Source organism: Agromyces sp. NPDC056389, assembly GCF_042262385.1.
Lineage (GTDB): Bacteria > Actinomycetota > Actinomycetes > Actinomycetales > Microbacteriaceae > Agromyces.
In genome coordinates this window covers 206,578-221,782 of the sequence record NZ_JBHJPN010000002.1, presented here as the reverse complement: position 1 = coordinate 221,782, position 15,205 = coordinate 206,578, and the positions used below count along the sequence as shown (strand labels likewise).

Genomic DNA, 15,205 nt, shown 5'->3' with positions numbered 1-15,205 from the left:
ATGGCCTTCGCAGCATTCCAGACCGCGGAGGTCGTGCCGCAGGCGCCGAGGAAGCGCAGCAGGATCGCCCTGTTCCTGCTGCTTCCCGGCCTGCTCTACCTCGTGCTGTTCTTCATCACGCCGCTCATCTCGCTCCTGCTCACGTCGCTGCAGGCGCCGACCGAGTTCGGCGACATCGGCCAGTACGACTACGCGTTCAACTGGCAGAACTACGTCACGGTGATGACCGAATACTGGCCGCACATCGTGCGCTCCTTCGGATACGCGCTCGCGGCCACGGTGTTCGCGCTGCTCTTCAGCTATCCGCTCGCCTACTTCATCGGCGTGAAGGCACGACGGTGGCCGATGCTGCAGGGGCTCATGCTCGTGTTGGTGATCGCCCCGTTCTTCATCAGCTTCCTGCTCCGCACGCTCGCCTGGAAGCAGCTGCTCTCCGACGAGTCGTTCGTCATCACTTCATTGAAGGCGCTGTCGCTGATGGCGCCCGACGCGCACTTCACCGGTACCCCGTTCGCGGTGATCTTCGGCCTGACCTACAACTTCATCCCGTTCATGACCCTGCCGCTGTACACGACGCTCGAGCGCCTCGACCTGCGATACCTCGAGGCCGGCAGCGACCTGTACGCGAACCCGTTCACGGTCTTCCGCAAGGTCACCATCCCGCTGTCGATGCCGGGCATCGTCGCCGGCACGCTGCTCACGTTCATCCCAGCTGCGGGCGACTACGTGAACGCGAGCCGCGACTTCCTCGGCGGACCCGACACGCAGATGATGGGCAACGTGATCGAGGCGAACTTCCTCGTGCTGCTGAACTACCCTGCGGCCGCGGCGCTCTCGATCATCCTGATGGCCGCGATCCTCGTGCTCGTCGGCATCTACGTGAAGCGATCCGGAACGGAGGACCTGCTGTGAGCGGAGAAGTCCAGGCGGCCGCCGTGCTCGGCGGCCTCGGCGAGAGCCAGGAGCTCGACTCGCGCCGCCCCGGCGGGCGAACGCGCTCGCGGCGACTCGGGCTCGGCGACTGGTTGCTGCCGGCCTACACGATCATCGCCTTCGTGTTCCTCCTCATCCCGATCGCCTACACCTTCGTCTTCTCGTTCAACGACTCGATCAAGTCGAACATCGCCTGGCGCGGCTTCACCCTCGACAAGTGGCTGAACGTCTGCACGGTCGAGGGCGGCGCCGTGTGCGAGGCGTTCGGCAACAGCATCATCATCGGCGTCGCCGCCACCGTCATCGCGACGGCGCTCGGAACGATGATCGCGATCGCGCTCGTGCGCTATCGGTTCCGCGCTCGTGGTGCGATCAGCCTGTTGCTGTTCCTGCCGATGGCCACGCCCGAGGTCGTGCTCGGTGCCGGGCTCGCGGCGCAGTTCCTCGCGGTCGGCGTCGCGAAGGACATGACGACGATCATCCTGGCGCACACGATGTTCTGCATCAGCTTCGTGGTGGTGACGGTCAAGGCCCGCGTGGCGAGTCTCGATCCCGCACTCGAAGAGGCGGGCCGCGACCTCTACGGCTCGCCGTCGCAGGTGTTCTGGAGGGTGACCTTCCCGCTGCTGCTCCCCGGCATCGTGGCGGCGGCGCTGCTGTCGTTCGCGCTCAGCTTCGACGACTTCATCATCACGAACTTCAACTCGGGCGCGGTCTCGACGTTCCCGAAGTACATCTACATCTCGGCGTCGCGCGGCATCCCGGCAGAGGCGAACGTCATCGCCTCCGCGGTGTTCCTCTTCGCACTGGTGCTCGTGATCGTCGCCCAGGTCTCGCGCGCAGCGCGCGCGAAACGGCTCGCGAGACTCGGCTGACCCGAACCGACCGAGAGCGCGGGCGACGGATGCCGCGACGGGAGCGATCCCGCCCGCGGCATCCGTCATCGCCGCCTCGTCACCGGCTCGGATGCCGGCGAGGTTCGGTTCAGACGGTGGCCCGGATCGTGCCGACGCGCTGATCGCCGCCCATGACCCAGAGATCGAGCTCGGTCTGCACGGCGTCGATCGCCTCGTGCTCGATCGCACCCGACTGCGCGAGCAGTCGAAGCGCGATGATCGTCGATGCGCGAGCGGAGCCGTCGAGCACCTTGAGCGCCACGGTCGTGCCGTCGGGCGCCGTCATGACCATGACGCCCTCTGCACCGATCTTCGCGAAGACGCCGAGTCGCTCGACTGCGACGGTGTCGGGCTGGCCGGGGCCGCCGACGGCCCACGCGTGGTCGCGGACCGCTTCGGTGAGCGCGGCGGCCTCACGGTACAGCGCGAACGGCGAGCTCGCGGCCGCGGTCGTGATCTTCTGGATGCCGCGGCCCAGGCCGCCGAGGCTGATCGCGTGCACGGGGGCACCGCAGCCGTCGATCGCGGTCGCCGCCGGACGCTCGCCCGTGAAGCGCTCGATGACGTCGAGCACGCGCTTCTGCAGCGGGTGATCGAGCTCGAGGTAGCTCTCGAGCGGCCACTCGTTCGCGACGCACGCGAGGAGCATCGCCGAGTGCTTGCCGGAGCAGTTCATGTAGACGCGCTCGCGCGGCCCGCCCGAGCGGATGAGCTGCTCGCGCGCCACCTGGTCGGACGGAGCCGCCGCCGGGCAGCCGAGCGCCGACTCGGGGAGCGTCTCGCGTTCGAGCAGGCGTCGAACGAGGGCGACGTGCGCGGCGGTGCCCGAGTGGCTCGCAGTGGCGATCGCCGCGTCTTCGCCGCGGAGCGTGACGCCCGAGGTCATGACGGCGACGGCCTGAAACGGCTTCAGGCAGGACCGGGGGAAGATCGGGGTGACGACGTCGCCGAGGGCGCGCATCACCTCGCCTTCGGGGGAGAGCACGACGGCGGAACCCGCGTGCCGGGACTCGATGAAACCACTACGCTCGACCACGGCGAGTTCGACGGAGTCAGTGACTGAGAATGTGCCGGCCACCTGCACTATCCGAGCGAGGCGAAGGCGTCGTCGAGCACGCGGAGCCCGTCTTCGATGAGCGCGTCGCTCACTGCCAGGCTCGGCAGGAAACGCAGCACGTTGCCGTAGGTGCCGGCGTTGAGGAAGAGCACGCCGTGCTGGGCGGCGAACGCGACGATCGCGGTGACGGCTTCGGCGTTCGGTGCCTTCGTCGTCGCTGCGGTGCCCGGCTGCACGAGCTCGATGGCGATCATCGCGCCCTTGCCGCGGATCTCGCCGATGATGTCGTATCGCGCGGCGAGCTTCTCGAGCCCGGCACGGAAGGTCGCCTCGATGCGACGCCCCTCGGAGAGGAGGTCGTGCTCCTCGATCGACTCGAAGACGGCGATCGCCGCGGCGCACGCCACCGGGTTGCCTCCGAAGGTGCCGCCGAGTCCGCCGGGCTGCGAGGCGTCCATGATCTCGGCGCGGCCGGTGACCGCGGCGAGGGGGAGGCCGCCGGCGATGCCCTTCGCCGAGAGCACGAGGTCGGGCTCCCAGCCGAAGTGCTCGCTCGCGTAGTAGCGACCGGTGCGGGCCATGCCCGACTGGATCTCGTCGGCGATCATGACGACGCCGTTCTCGGTGCACCAGGCCTGCAGGATCGGCAAGAATCCGTCGGCGGGCACCATGAAGCCGCCCTCGCCCTGAATGGGCTCGACGACGAGGCAGGCGAGGTCGCTCGCCCCGATGACCTTCTCGAGGTAGGCGATCGTGCGGGCCGCCGCGTCGGCGCCGGAGAGGCCGTCGCGGTACGGGTAGGAGTTCGGCGCGTGGTAGACGTCGCCGGCGAGCGGGCCGAAGCCGGTCGCGTACGGCATCGCCTTGTAGTTCATCGCCATCGTGAGGTTGGTGCGACCGTGGTAGGCGTGGTCGAGCACGGCGACGGCGCGGCGCCCGGTGTGCTTGCGCGCGATCTTGACGCCGTTCTCGACGGCCTCGGCGCCCGAGTTGACGAGCACGCTCTTCTTCTCCCAGTTGCCGGGGGTGTGCTCGGCGAGGAGCTCGGCGACGCGTACGTACTCCTCGTAGGGCGTGATCGTGAAGAGGGTGTGGATGACGTCTTGGAGCTGGTCGGCCGCGGCGGCGACGACGCGCTGCTCGGTGTGGCCGATCGTCGTCACGCCGATGCCGGCGCCGAAGTCCACGAACTGGTTGCCGTCGACGTCGACGAGGATCGCGCCGTTCGCGCGCTCGATGTAGACGGGCAGCGCCGAGGAGACGCCGGAGGAGACGACCTTCGATCGTCGGGCCTGCAGCTCCTGCGATTTCGGACCGGGGATGGCGGTCACGATCTTGCGCTCCTGCGGCACGGTGTAGACCGGGGCGGCGGCTGTCTGGGCGTCGATGCGGGTATCAGTCATGGTTCCTCCACCTTATCGCCGTGCAGTCACCGGCATCGGGCAGAATCGGATGGCGCGGACCACGTGCACGATCGGAGGAACGATGCTCGGCGAACACCACTACGAGATCGAGGTCGAGTGGCTGGGCGACCGCGGCACGGGCACCTCGGGATATCGCGCCTACAGCCGTGAGCACGTCGTCCGTGCGCCGGGCAAGCTGCACGAGATCGCCGGGTCGAGCGACCGCACCTTCCACGGCGATCGCGAACGGTGGAACCCCGAGGAGCTCCTGCTCGCAGCGCTCAGCCAATGCCACATGCTCTCGTACCTCCACGTCGCGACGAACCACGGCGTCGTCGTGCGCAGCTACGCCGACCGGCCGACCGGGCACATGCGGGAAGACGGGAAGGGCGGCGGCGCGTTCGTCGAGGTCGTGCTGCGACCGCAGATCGAGGTCGCGGACGCCTCGATGAGCGAGCTCGCCGCCGCGCTGCACGCCGAGGCATCCGAGAAGTGCTTCATCGCGGCCTCGGTCGCCTTCCCGGTGCATCACGAACCGGTCGTGACCGTCAGTCGGCGCTGAGTCGCACCGGCGGCACCGCCGGCAGCGTCGCCTCGGGGATCGGGCACGCGTGACCGCCGACGAGCCTGCTGCACGGCGGCAGGAAGCCCGGGTAGCGCTCGGCCTGCGGGTCGCCGAACCAGCGGTGCCAGAGCCGCCAGAAGTTCAGGTTGCCGAACGCGGAGCAGCCGTCGCCCACCTCGGGGTCGGCAACGGCCGCCGGGTTCGGCTGGTAGGGCGTGTAGTTGTACAGGTTCGCCGTGGCCTGGTTCACGATGGCGACGGATGACGCGCCGCACGCGGCATCCGGATGGAACCCCACATCGACCGCGCCGATGCGGTACGCGCGGTCGGGCTGTTCCGTGTACTGCCGGAACTGCCAGGCGGCGTTGTAGACCTGATTGAAGAAGCCGAAGTACTTCGCGTCGCAGTCGGCCGTGTCGGGGCAGCCGTAGCCCGTCGCGCGGAGGTAGCCCGACTCGCTCGGGCGGGTGAGCAGCGACTGCTCCTTCTGGAGCAGCACGAGCAGCGTCTTCGGACTCACGCCGCACGCCGCGGCGACCTTCGAGACGATGCGGCTCGCCCGTTCGCGGATGCCGCCGCGATACTCGGCGCAGTGGCCGGGGCCGGCCGCCGCCTGCGTCGTGGTGCTCTGCATGAAGTCGGCGAGGCACGGCACCCGGTCTTCAGGGCGGCAGTCGAGGCCCTCGAAGAACTCCTGGATCTCGTCTTCGCTCATCGCTCCGCTGTCGTAGAACGAGTCGTCGCTCACGATGTACCCGGGGTCGAACTCGGTGGCGGGCGGAATCGGGAGGTCGACGACCTCGGTCGCCGCGACGCTTCCTGCGGCGGCTCGCTGCACGTCGACGGGGCCGGCGCACGCCGCGAACACGAGCACGACGGCGACGGTCGCGGCGACGGTCGCGGTGACGCGGCGGAGGATCGAGGCGGGGCGCATCGGACTGACGATACCGGGGCGAGACGGGGAGCGGCTGGGAATCCGGTCAGATCCGCTCGCGCGGCACGACCCGGTCGGCGAGCTTGGCGAGGGCGCCCTGCGGCGGCGTCTCGTTGTAGACGCCCGCGAGCTCCTGCTCGCTGAGCGCGTGGATCGCGGCCATGATCTCGTCGGTCGCCGCGCGGCGGGCGCGCCCAGAGGTCGCCTGGCCGTGGCGACTGAGGTCGAGCGGTTCGCCGAAGCGAACGGTGACGGGGCGCACTCGGGGCAGCTTCGCCCCGACCGGCTGGATCTCCTCGGTGCCGATGAGGCCGACGGGAACGACCTGTGCGCCGGTCGTCAGCGCGAGCCATGCCACGCCGGTGCGGCCGCGGTAGAGCCGGCCGTCGAGCGAGCGGGTGCCCTCGGGGTAGAGGGCGAAGGCGTTGCCGGCGTCGAGGATGCGGCGGCCGGCGTCGAGGGCCTCCTGCGCCTGCGAACCGGCGCCGCGTTCGACCGCGACCGCGCCGATCGCGCCGAAGAAGGTGCGCGAGACCCAGCCCGAGAAGCCCGTGCCGGTGAAGTACGTCGACTTCGCGAGGAACTGCACGGGTCGCGGCGACGCGAGCGGGATCACGATGCTGTCGACGAACGAGAGGTGGTTCGAGGCGAGGATGACCGGCCCCCGCATCGGCACGTGCTCGGCCCCGGTGATCGTCGGCCGGTACACGAGCCGCACGAGCGGGCGGAGGAATCCGCGCACGATGCGGTAGAGCGGGCCCTGCCGCACCGGCGCCGGCGCAGCGTCGCCATCCGGGACCTGGGCGGGAAGTGCAGCGCCTCCACGGACGGGGGCGGGCACGGCGTCGCCTTCGATCTCTGTCACCGTTCGACCCTACGGGCGGGGACATGCACGCTACGGCATATCGGAATCACCCGCGCGTCGCCCATCGGCGTGGAGTGCTGCGGCGCTGGTGCGGGAAGATGGTGGCATGGACGTCGCAGCCGAAGGCGAGCTCATCGAGCTGGAGGCCTCCGGCGTGCGCGTCGTGGTGGTGATGCGCGGGCGCCGGGGTCCGGCTGCCGACACGGTCCTCCGCGGACTGCTGGCGCACGCGACGGGCGTGCCCGCCGACGACGTCGAACTCGTGCACGCCTGCGCCGAGTGCGGGGCGCGGCACGGTCGGCCGTCGGTCGCCTACCCGCTCACCCCGTCGGGCGCCACGTGGTACGCCGACGTCGCCGTCTTCGGCGACGCGGTCGTCGGCGCAGCGGCCACGAGGCATCCGGTGGGCGTCGGCATCGAATCGGCCGCGCTCGAGTCGGGCGCCGTCATCGACGAGGCGGCGTTCCACGCGAGCGAGCGGGCCGCGCTCGACCGTTTCGATCCGGCGGCACGGGCGATCGCCCGCGCCACGCTGTGGGCGCGCAAGTCCGCACTGCTGCGCGCCGTCGGCCACACCGAGTTCATCGAACCGTCGCGGTTGGCCCTCACGATGCCGAGTGACGATGGCGGGATCGGCCGCATCGAGGTGAGCCCGCCCGAGTTCGGTTCCGGATGGCGCGGCATCCGCTTCCACGACGTCGACGTGCCCGGAAACCGCGCGGCGACCGTGGCCGTGCTCTCCTGACGCGGAGCCCCGTGCTCACATGCGGTCGCGTGGTGGCCGTGGCCGTGCGCTCCTGACGCGCCGGGCCCCGCTCCCATACAGTGGGGACGTGCGTTCCGTCATCATCCTCGGCTCATCCGGTTCGATCGGCACCCAGGCCCTCGACGTCATCCGGGCGAATCCCCGTCGCTTCGACGTCGTCGGTCTCGCGGTCGGCTCCAATCGCGCGCTCCTCGACGCGCAGGCGGCGGAGTTCGGGGTCGAGCACACCGCGGTCGGCATCGAGGAGGCCGAGCAGCTCGTGCGCGACGTCGACGCCGACGTCGTGCTGAACGGCATCACCGGTTCCGTCGGCCTCGGGCCGACCCTCGCGACGCTCGAACGCGGCACGACCCTCGCGCTCGCGAACAAGGAGTCGCTCATCGTGGGCGGCGACCTCGTGACCCGGCTCGCCGAACCCGGCCAGATCGTGCCCGTCGACTCGGAGCACTCGGCGATCGCGCAGGCACTGCGCTCGGGCACCGACGACGAGGTGCGCCGGCTCGTGCTCACCGCCTCGGGCGGCCCGTTCCGCGGCCGTCGGCGCGACGAGCTCACCGCGGTCACTCCCGCCGAGGCGCTCGCGCACCCCACATGGGACATGGGCCTCGTCGTGACGACCAACTCGGCGACGCTCGTCAACAAGGGACTCGAGGTGATCGAGGCGCACCTGCTCTTCGACGTCGAGTACGACCGCATCGACGTCGTCGTGCACCCCCAGTCGATCGTGCACTCGATGGTCGAGTTCGTCGACGGCTCGACGATCGCACAGGCCTCGCCACCCGACATGCGCCTGCCGATCTCGCTCGGCCTCGACTGGCCGAACCGGGTCGCCGCCGTCGGCGCCCCACTCGACTGGACGCGTGCGCAGGAGTGGACGTTCGAACCGCTCGACGGCGAGGCGTTCCCCGCGGTCGCGCTCGCCAAGCAGGTCGGTCGCGCCGGCGGCGAGTACCCCGCCGTCTTCAACGCCGCCAACGAGGAGGCGGTCGCGGCGTTCCACGCGGGGCGCATCGGCTTCCTCGACATCGTCGACACCGTGCGCGACGTCGTCGAACACCACGAGGCATCCGATGCCGCGCTCTCCGTCGCCTCGCTCGCCGAGGCGGAGCGCAGCGCCCGGCGCGCAGCGGAGACCCGCATCGCCCGCATTTCGGGCTGAGGCCTGCGGCTGAGCCCTGCGGCCCGAACCCTGCTGCTGAGTGAGCCGGGCGCTCAGTCCGCGTTCGCCGAGCTCACAGCGGACCGCCAGCGCACTCGAAGCCGACGGCACTACGCTTGCAGCCGTGGATTCCGTGCTCGCCTTCATCATCGGCGTCGTCATCATCGTGATCGGCCTCGCCGTGTCGATCGGCCTGCACGAGATCGGTCATCTGGTTCCGGCGAAGATCTTCGGCGTCAAGGTCACCCAGTACATGATCGGCTTCGGCCCGACCATCTGGTCGCGCAAGAAGGGCGAGACCGAGTACGGCGTCAAGGCCATCCCGCTCGGCGGCTACATCTCGATGATCGGCATGTTCCCGCCCGCCAAGGGCGAACGCGTGCACGCCGACAGCACCGGCTTCTTCCGCGGCCTCGTGCAGGACGCGCGCGATTCGAGCACCGAGTCGATCACGCCCGGCGACGAGCACCGCGCGTTCTACCTGCTGCCGGTGTGGAAGCGCATCATCGTCATGTTCGGCGGTCCGTTCATGAACCTCCTCCTCGCGGTCGTGCTCTTCGGCGTGCTGCTCATGGGGTTCGGCGTCGCGCAGTCCTCGACGACCGTCGGATCGGTCTCGGCGTGCGCGCTGCCCGCCACGAGTGAACGGCAGACCTGCGAGTCCGGCGACCCCGCGGCTCCGGGCGCGGCGGCAGGAATCGAGCCGGGCGACCGCATCGTCTCGGTCGACGGCGAGCCGATCGAGTCGTGGAACGAGTCGACGGCGATCATCCGCGCGCACCCCGACGCCCCCATCGCGTTCGTCGTCGAACGCGACGGCGAGACCGTCGAGCTCGAGGTCACGCCGATGCTCAGCGAGCGCTACGTGATCGACGACAAGGGCCAGATCGCGACGGATGCCTCGGGCAATCAGCTGACCGAGTCCGCCGGGTTCGTCGGCATCGGCCCCGCGACCGAGATCGTGCAGCAGCCCGTGACCGCCGTGCTGCCCGCCGTCGGCGAGAACGTGGCCGGCGTGGCCGGAATCATCCTGAACCTGCCGCAGCGCATCGTCGACGTCGCCAACGCCGCGTTCGGGCCCGAGGAGCGCGACCCCAACGGCCCGATGTCGGTCGTCGGCGTCGGCCGCCTCGCGGGCGAGATCGCGACGATCGACGAGATCCCGATCGCCTCGAAGGCCGCGACGATGATCGGCATCCTCGGGTCGCTGAACATCGCCCTCTTCGTCTTCAATCTCATCCCGCTGCTGCCGCTCGACGGCGGGCACATCGCGGGGGCGCTCTGGGAGGGCATCCGTCGCGGGTTCGCCAAGCTCTTCCGGCGGCCCGATCCGGGGCCCGTCGACCTCGCGAAGCTCATGCCCGTGACCCTCGTCGTGGTCGTGATCTTCGGTGCGATGAGCGCGCTCCTCATCTACGCCGACATCGTCAAGCCGGTGCAGCTCTTCTGACCGAGCCCCTGATCGCCCGCGCCGCGGCACGCCTCCGCTCGTACTCCCCTCGGAGTAGCGAGTGAGTCTTCGTGGGGCCGATTCGGCCAGGAGGCGCCGGCGATACGATCTGGGAATGCCCGTGCCCCAGTGGGACGGTCGCTCCGAACGATTCCGGCCGCCGCCGGCATTCGTGCTGTTCGCGCCCGTCGTCATCAGCCTCCTCGTGCAGGTGCCCGCCGCGATCGGCATCGCCGTGTGGACCCACGTCGCTTGGGCTGCGGGCATCACCCAGGTCGCGCTCGCCGCAGCCGGCCCGCTGGCGCTGCTCGGATCGCGGCGATACCCCGGCCCGACCGTCGCGGTGGTCGCAGCCGCCGCGCTCGCCGATCTCGCGCTGACACCCGATCTCGGGCCGCCGTACATCGCCGTGGCGTTCGCGATCGTGCTCGCCGTCGCGCGCGGCGCCGTCGTCTGGGCGGTCTCCTCGATCGTCGTCGCCTGGGTCGCGGCGATCGCGCTCGGGTCGGTGCTCGGCGTGTCATGGCATCCGTTCCGGATCGCGTTCACGACGCTCGCGCTCGCTGTGTGCTTCGGCATCGGCTGGTTCGTGCGCGTTCGCCGGGCGCGCGCGTCGGCGTTCCGCGCCGAGGCGATGCGGCGCCGCCAGAGCGCCGAGGAGCGCGAGCGCGTGCGCATCGCCCGCGAACTGCACGACGTCATCGGCCACGCCCTCTCGCAGATCAACGTGCAGGCGAGCGTCGGCCTGCACCTGATGGACCGCGACCCCGAGCAGGCCCGCACGGCGCTCGGCAGCATCAAGGAGACCTCGAAGTCGGCGCTCGACGAGGTGCGCACCGTGCTCGGCGTCATCCGCGACGGCGAGGCGCCGCTCGTGCCGCAGGCGGAGCTCGCCGAACTGCCGAGGCTCGTTCGCGGCATCAGCTCGCCGGATCTCGATGCGCGCCTCGTCGACCGGCTCGCAGAGGCCCCGAGGCGAGCCGTGCAGTTCGCGGGCTACCGCATCGCGCAGGAGGCGCTCACGAACGTCGTGCGCCATGCCGGCGCGACCGAGGTGGTCGTGACCGTCGAGCGGTCGGGCGACGAGTTCGTGCTCACGATCGACGACGACGGCAGCGGCCCGGGCGGTGCCGATCACGGGGGCCTCGGCAGCCTCGGCGAATTCGGCGAGGCGCCCTCCGATCACGGCGAGGGTAGCGGCATCCTCGGCATGCGCGAGCGCGCAGCGCTCCTCGGCGGCTCGGTCGAGCTCGGCGCTTCGCCGCTCGGCGGTACGCGCGTGACCGCGCGCCTCCCGTGGGGAGGCGTGGCATGATCCGCGTCGCGCTCGCCGACGACCAGGTGCTCGTTCGCGCCGGCTTCCGTGCGCTGCTCGCGGCCGAAGACGACGTCGAGGTCATGGGGGAGGCGTCGACCGGCACCGAACTGCTCGAGCTCGTGCGCCGAGAGCCGGTCGACGTCGTGCTCATGGACATCCGGATGCCCGACGGCGACGGCCTCTGGGCGACCGAGCAGATCGCCGCCGATCCGAGGCTCGCGGGGGTGCACGTCGTGATCGTGACGACCTTCGAGCTCGACGAGTACGTCGCGAGGGCCGTGCGGGCGGGGGCGAGCGGATTCCTCGTGAAGGACACCGAACCCGTCGACCTCATCCGCGCCGTGCGGGTCGTCGCGAGCGGCGACGCGCTGCTCTCGCCCGGCGTGACCAAGCGACTCCTCGAGCGCATGTCGATCGGCCTCCGCGACGCACCCGACGAGGGCCGGCTCGCGGCGCTCACCGACCGCGAGCGCGAGGTGCTCCGCCTCGTGGGGCTCGGCCTCACGAACGACGAGATCGCCGAGCGACTCGTGCTGAGCCCGCTGACCGCGAAGACGCACGTCTCGCGCATCATGTCGAAGCTCGCAGCGCGCGACCGAGTGCACCTCGTGGTCGTCGCCTACGAGTCGGGGCTCGTGGCCCCCGGCTGGCAGTAGCCGCGGCGCGCTCGACTGCTCCCGGGGGAGCAGTCGAAGTGACTCCGCCGGGCGGATTCGCAGAGACGTCCGGCTCGCGAGACTCGACATCGACGGCCTGAACCGCGGGCCGCACGATCAAGGGAAACATCATGCTCGCCACCCTCGCCACCACCGCGGTGGTCACTCACGCCGGCCCATGGGCGGCCGGGTTCGGATGGGTCTTCTTCCTCATCCCGATCTTCTGGTTCCTCGTCATCGGCCTGATCATCTTCCTCGTCACTCGGAGCCGTCGCCGCTACTGGGCGCACGGCGGACCCGACGGGTCGTACGGGCCGCCCTGGATGCGCTCGGGCAGCGCCGAGTCGACCCTCGCCGAGCGCTTCGCCAAGGGCGACATCGACGAGACCGAGTACCGTGCCCGCCTCGAGGTGCTTCGCGCCAACCGGCCGAACGCCTCATAGAGCGCGCCTCCCGAGGCCTCTCCGAGGGGCGGATGCTGCGGCATCCGCCCCTCGGATGCACCGTCGCCGCCCCTCGGCGCCGCCCTACCGGCCGAGCGCCCGGTGCAGCGCCGCCGCCTGGTGCCGATGCCCGATCGTCTCGTAGCCGACGATCACGACGAGCGGTGCGCATGCCGCGAGCACGATGCCGACGGGCATGCTCGCGCCGGCCACGACGGCGAGCACCGAGACGCAGAGCGCCGCCATGCTGAGTACGAACAGCAGGATGTGGAAGCGGTCGAACTCCCGCAGCAGCAGGGAGTAGATCGTGAAGAGCGCGATGAGGAAGACGCCGACCGGCACTGCGACCGTGAGCATGGCCGCGACCTCGCCGATGTGCGCTGTTCCGTCGATCTCGAATGCCGCGACATGCAGCCCCGCCCCCGTCGCTGCGATCGCCCCGAAGATCACGAGGTGGCCGTAGCCCCAGACGAACCCGCGTTCCCGGAATCGCTGCAGCACCTTCGCCGACGGCATCGTGAAGTAGACCCACCACATGCCGAACGCGAGCGCCGTGCCGCCGAAGGCGACGAGCACGGCGTCGACGCTCCAGTCCTGATGCTCGACCACGGCGGAGATCGTGAGGATCGTGCCGAGCACGACCTCGCCCAGCGTGATGATGACGAGCAGGCCGTAGCGCTCGGCGATGTGATGCGCGTGCCACGGCGTGCCGCCGATGCGACGTTCGATCAGGTAGGGGCCGAGCAGTTCGAGGGTGCCGAGCACCACGAAGATGCCGAGCATCACGGGCAGCGAAGGGTTGATGAAGATCGTGGTCACCCAGCCGACCTGGATGACGCCGACGACCGTCGCGTAGGCGAGTGCGCTGCGCCGGTGCGAGGGGTCGTGACGCGCGATGCGCAGCCACAGGGCGACGGTGGCCACCCGCATGACGACGTAGCCGGCGACCACCACGCCGTTGTCGAGGTGCTCGCCCTCGTCGATCGAATGGAACATGGGCGGCAGTCCGAGCGCCAGCAGGAGCACGCCGAGCATCTGCACCATCGTCGCGATGCGGAAGAAGACGTCGTCGTTGTCGTAGGCCGAAGCGAGCCACGAGTAGTTGATCCAGGCGAGGCAGATCGCGAAGACCGCGATCGTGAAGCCGATGAACGCCGGCATGAAATGCCCGATCTCGAGCAGGTGCGCGGCCTGCGTGCCCGCCTGGCTGAATGCCACCACGAACGTGAGGTCGAAGAGCAGCTCGAGCGGCGTGGCCGTGCGGTGCGCCTCGTCGGGGTCGCGGCCGACCATGCGCCGGAGCCGGTGGTCGAGCGGCGGGTGAGCGGATGCCTCCGCGCCCGCGTCACCTGTCTGGCGATCGGCCATGCTGCGCCCCTCCCGTCGGCGCTCGGGCGGCGCCGGTGGCTAATGCTGCCACAGGCGCCGCCCGGCGCGCAGGATCACCGACGTGTCGGGACGCGACTCAGCGGGAGAGCAGCAGTGCCTCGCCCTGGCCGCCGCCGCCGCAGAGCGCGACGGCCGCGCGGCCCTCGCCCCGGCGGGAGAGTTCGAGGGCGGCGTGCAGCGCGAGCCGAGCGCCGGAGGCACCGATCGGGTGCCCGAGGGCGATCGCGCCGCCGTGCACGTTGACGACGTCGCTCGAGACGCCGAGCTCGCGAGCCGACTCGAGCGAGACCGCGGCGAACGCCTCGTTGATCTCGATGAGGTCGAGTTCGGTTGCCGAGCCGCCCGACTTCTCGAGCGCTGCCGCGATCGCGTTGGCCGGCTGCGCGTGCAGCGAGTTGTCGGGACCGGCGACCTGGCCCGCCGCGCCGACGAGCGCGAGCCAGGGGAGCCCGCGGGACTCGGCCCACTCGCGGCTCGCCACGACGACGGCGGCGGCGCCGTCGGAGAGCGGAGAGGAGTTGCCGGCCGTGATCGTGCCCTCTGCGGTGAACGCCGGGCGCAGCTTCGCGAGCACCTCGACGGTGGAGTCGGGGCGGACGCCCTGGTCTTCGGCGACGACGACGGGGTCGCCCTTGCGCTGCGGGATCTCGACGGGCACGATCTCGTCGGCGAAGACGCCCTCGGCCTGTGCGGCACCGGCGCGCACGTGGGAGGCCGCGGCGATCTCGTCCTGGGCGGCTCGGTCGATCTCGTAGCGTCCGTTGAAGCGCTCGGTCGAGGCGCCCATCGATTCGCGGTCGAAGGCGTCGGTGAGGCCGTCGTGGGCGGCGTGGTCGAGCATCTCCCACGATCCGTAGGCCTGACCGCGACGCGAGCCGGGCAGCAGGTGCGGGGCGTTCGTCATCGACTCCTGGCCGCCGGCCACGACGACGGATGCCTCGCCGAGGCGGATGAGCCTCGCGGCATCCGTGATGGCGACGAGGCCCGAGAGGCAGACCTTGTTGACGGTGGTGGCTGGGACCCGCCACGGGATGCCGGCGGCGACCGCCGACTGCTTCGCGGGGTTCTGGCCGGCGCCCGCCTGGAGCACCTGGCCCATGATCACGGCGTCGACGTCGTCGGGGGAGACCCCGGCCTTCTCGAGCGCGCCGCGGATGGCGACGGTGCCGAGCTCGACCGCCGTCTGGCCGGCGAGGTTGCCGTTGATGCGGGCGAACGGCGTGCGTGCCCCCGCGATGATGACGACGTCGGGGATGCTCATTTTCCGGGACTCCTTCGTTCGGGTTGCGAGCTGCGCTGCTCTCAGCCTATTGTACTTTCCTGAGACCTGAACCAGCTGTCAGGTTCACTGAACGCAGCAAGCCGATCCAC

General features: G+C 70.6%; 15 protein-coding genes. 9 read left to right on the top strand and 6 right to left on the bottom strand.

Features of this window, described 5'->3' with window-relative positions; genetic code table 11:
* Complete coding sequence (locus ACFCVM_RS14010) at nt 1-912, top strand: ABC transporter permease (RefSeq protein WP_375837084.1); 912 nt, start codon at nt 1-3, stop codon at nt 910-912.
* Between the two features lie 113 nt (nt 913-1,025).
* Nucleotides 1,026-1,808: an ABC transporter permease gene (locus ACFCVM_RS14005; protein ID WP_375837632.1), complete on the top strand. Its 783-nt coding sequence runs from the start codon at nt 1,026-1,028 to the stop codon at nt 1,806-1,808.
* 109 nt (nt 1,809-1,917) lie between these two features.
* Here ACFCVM_RS14005 and ACFCVM_RS14000 read toward each other — a convergent pair whose 3' ends face one another.
* Together ACFCVM_RS14000 and gabT are read right to left on the bottom strand one after the other, a co-directional pair.
* Nucleotides 1,918-2,907, bottom strand: a complete 990-nt coding sequence (locus tag ACFCVM_RS14000) for an asparaginase (protein ID WP_375837083.1) — start codon at nt 2,905-2,907, stop codon at nt 1,918-1,920.
* A gap of 5 nt (nt 2,908-2,912) precedes the next feature.
* A complete protein-coding gene (gene gabT / locus ACFCVM_RS13995; protein WP_375837080.1) occupies nt 2,913-4,289 on the bottom strand; it encodes a 4-aminobutyrate--2-oxoglutarate transaminase in 1,377 nt (458 codons plus the stop codon).
* An 82-nt stretch (nt 4,290-4,371) separates the two neighbouring features.
* Here gabT and ACFCVM_RS13990 point away from each other — a divergent pair, with 82 nt between their 5' ends.
* Nucleotides 4,372-4,851: an OsmC family protein gene (locus ACFCVM_RS13990; protein ID WP_375837078.1), complete on the top strand. Its 480-nt coding sequence runs from the start codon at nt 4,372-4,374 to the stop codon at nt 4,849-4,851.
* Here ACFCVM_RS13990 and ACFCVM_RS13985 read toward each other — a convergent pair.
* Together ACFCVM_RS13985 and ACFCVM_RS13980 are read right to left on the bottom strand one after the other, a co-directional pair.
* Complete coding sequence (locus ACFCVM_RS13985; protein ID WP_375837077.1) at nt 4,838-5,788, bottom strand: hypothetical protein; 951 nt, start codon at nt 5,786-5,788, stop codon at nt 4,838-4,840. The two genes, ACFCVM_RS13990 and ACFCVM_RS13985, sit on opposite strands and share 14 nt — an antisense overlap.
* 46 nt (nt 5,789-5,834) lie before the next feature.
* The gene (locus tag ACFCVM_RS13980; RefSeq protein WP_375837630.1) at nt 5,835-6,644 is read right to left on the bottom strand and encodes a lysophospholipid acyltransferase family protein; all 810 of its coding nucleotides are present in this window, start codon (nt 6,642-6,644) and stop codon (nt 5,835-5,837) included.
* Nucleotides 6,645-6,759: 115 nt separating this feature from the next.
* On the opposite strand from ACFCVM_RS13980, the gene ACFCVM_RS13975 reads away from it, so the two are divergent.
* The 6 genes from ACFCVM_RS13975 to ACFCVM_RS13950 all read left to right on the top strand — a co-directional run bounded on the left by ACFCVM_RS13975 (nt 6,760) and on the right by ACFCVM_RS13950 (nt 12,445).
* A complete protein-coding gene (locus tag ACFCVM_RS13975; protein WP_375837076.1) occupies nt 6,760-7,398 on the top strand; it encodes a 4'-phosphopantetheinyl transferase family protein in 639 nt (212 codons plus the stop codon).
* Between the two features lie 88 nt (nt 7,399-7,486).
* The gene (gene dxr, locus ACFCVM_RS13970; protein ID WP_375837075.1) at nt 7,487-8,578 is read left to right on the top strand and encodes a 1-deoxy-D-xylulose-5-phosphate reductoisomerase; all 1,092 of its coding nucleotides are present in this window, start codon (nt 7,487-7,489) and stop codon (nt 8,576-8,578) included.
* 124 nt (nt 8,579-8,702) lie between these two features.
* Complete coding sequence (locus ACFCVM_RS13965; protein WP_375837073.1) at nt 8,703-10,028, top strand: RIP metalloprotease; 1,326 nt, start codon at nt 8,703-8,705, stop codon at nt 10,026-10,028.
* A 115-nt stretch (nt 10,029-10,143) separates the two neighbouring features.
* On the top strand, nt 10,144-11,343 hold the full coding sequence (locus ACFCVM_RS13960; RefSeq protein WP_375837072.1) for a sensor histidine kinase: 1,200 nt from the start codon (nt 10,144-10,146) through the stop codon (nt 11,341-11,343).
* A complete protein-coding gene (locus ACFCVM_RS13955) occupies nt 11,340-12,002 on the top strand; it encodes a response regulator (RefSeq protein WP_375837070.1) in 663 nt (220 codons plus the stop codon). Before ACFCVM_RS13960 ends, ACFCVM_RS13955 begins: the two co-directional genes overlap by 4 nt.
* A gap of 131 nt (nt 12,003-12,133) precedes the next feature.
* Complete coding sequence (locus ACFCVM_RS13950; protein ID WP_375837069.1) at nt 12,134-12,445, top strand: SHOCT domain-containing protein; 312 nt, start codon at nt 12,134-12,136, stop codon at nt 12,443-12,445.
* A gap of 84 nt (nt 12,446-12,529) precedes the next feature.
* Here the strand turns inward: ACFCVM_RS13950 and ACFCVM_RS13945 are convergent, their stop codons facing one another.
* Both ACFCVM_RS13945 and ACFCVM_RS13940 read right to left on the bottom strand, forming a co-directional pair.
* Nucleotides 12,530-13,813 carry a low temperature requirement protein A gene (locus ACFCVM_RS13945; RefSeq protein WP_375837068.1) on the bottom strand — a complete coding sequence of 428 codons (1,284 nt, stop codon included), beginning with the start codon at nt 13,811-13,813 and terminating at the stop codon, nt 12,530-12,532.
* Nucleotides 13,814-13,910: 97 nt separating this feature from the next.
* Complete coding sequence (locus ACFCVM_RS13940; protein WP_375837067.1) at nt 13,911-15,095, bottom strand: acetyl-CoA C-acetyltransferase; 1,185 nt, start codon at nt 15,093-15,095, stop codon at nt 13,911-13,913.
* Nucleotides 15,096-15,205 lie beyond the last annotated feature (110 nt).

Bases quoted from the DNA above. Each gene is read 5' to 3' on its own strand.
- ACFCVM_RS13990 (WP_375837078.1), top strand. From the start codon at position 4,372: ATGCTCGGCGAACACCACTACGAGATCGAGGTCGAGTGGCTGGGCGAC.
- gabT (WP_375837080.1), bottom strand. From the start codon at position 4,289: ATGACTGATACCCGCATCGACGCCCAGACAGCCGCCGCCCCGGTCTAC.
- ACFCVM_RS13960 (WP_375837072.1), top strand. From the start codon at position 10,144: ATGCCCGTGCCCCAGTGGGACGGTCGCTCCGAACGATTCCGGCCGCCG.
- ACFCVM_RS13940 (WP_375837067.1), bottom strand. From the start codon at position 15,095: ATGAGCATCCCCGACGTCGTCATCATCGCGGGGGCACGCACGCCGTTC.
- ACFCVM_RS13975 (WP_375837076.1), top strand. From the start codon at position 6,760: ATGGACGTCGCAGCCGAAGGCGAGCTCATCGAGCTGGAGGCCTCCGGC.
- ACFCVM_RS13985 (WP_375837077.1), bottom strand. From the start codon at position 5,788: ATGCGCCCCGCCTCGATCCTCCGCCGCGTCACCGCGACCGTCGCCGCG.
- ACFCVM_RS14010 (WP_375837084.1), top strand. From the start codon at position 1: ATGGCCTTCGCAGCATTCCAGACCGCGGAGGTCGTGCCGCAGGCGCCG.
- ACFCVM_RS13945 (WP_375837068.1), bottom strand. From the start codon at position 13,813: ATGGCCGATCGCCAGACAGGTGACGCGGGCGCGGAGGCATCCGCTCAC.
- ACFCVM_RS13955 (WP_375837070.1), top strand. From the start codon at position 11,340: ATGATCCGCGTCGCGCTCGCCGACGACCAGGTGCTCGTTCGCGCCGGC.
- ACFCVM_RS13950 (WP_375837069.1), top strand. From the start codon at position 12,134: ATGCTCGCCACCCTCGCCACCACCGCGGTGGTCACTCACGCCGGCCCA.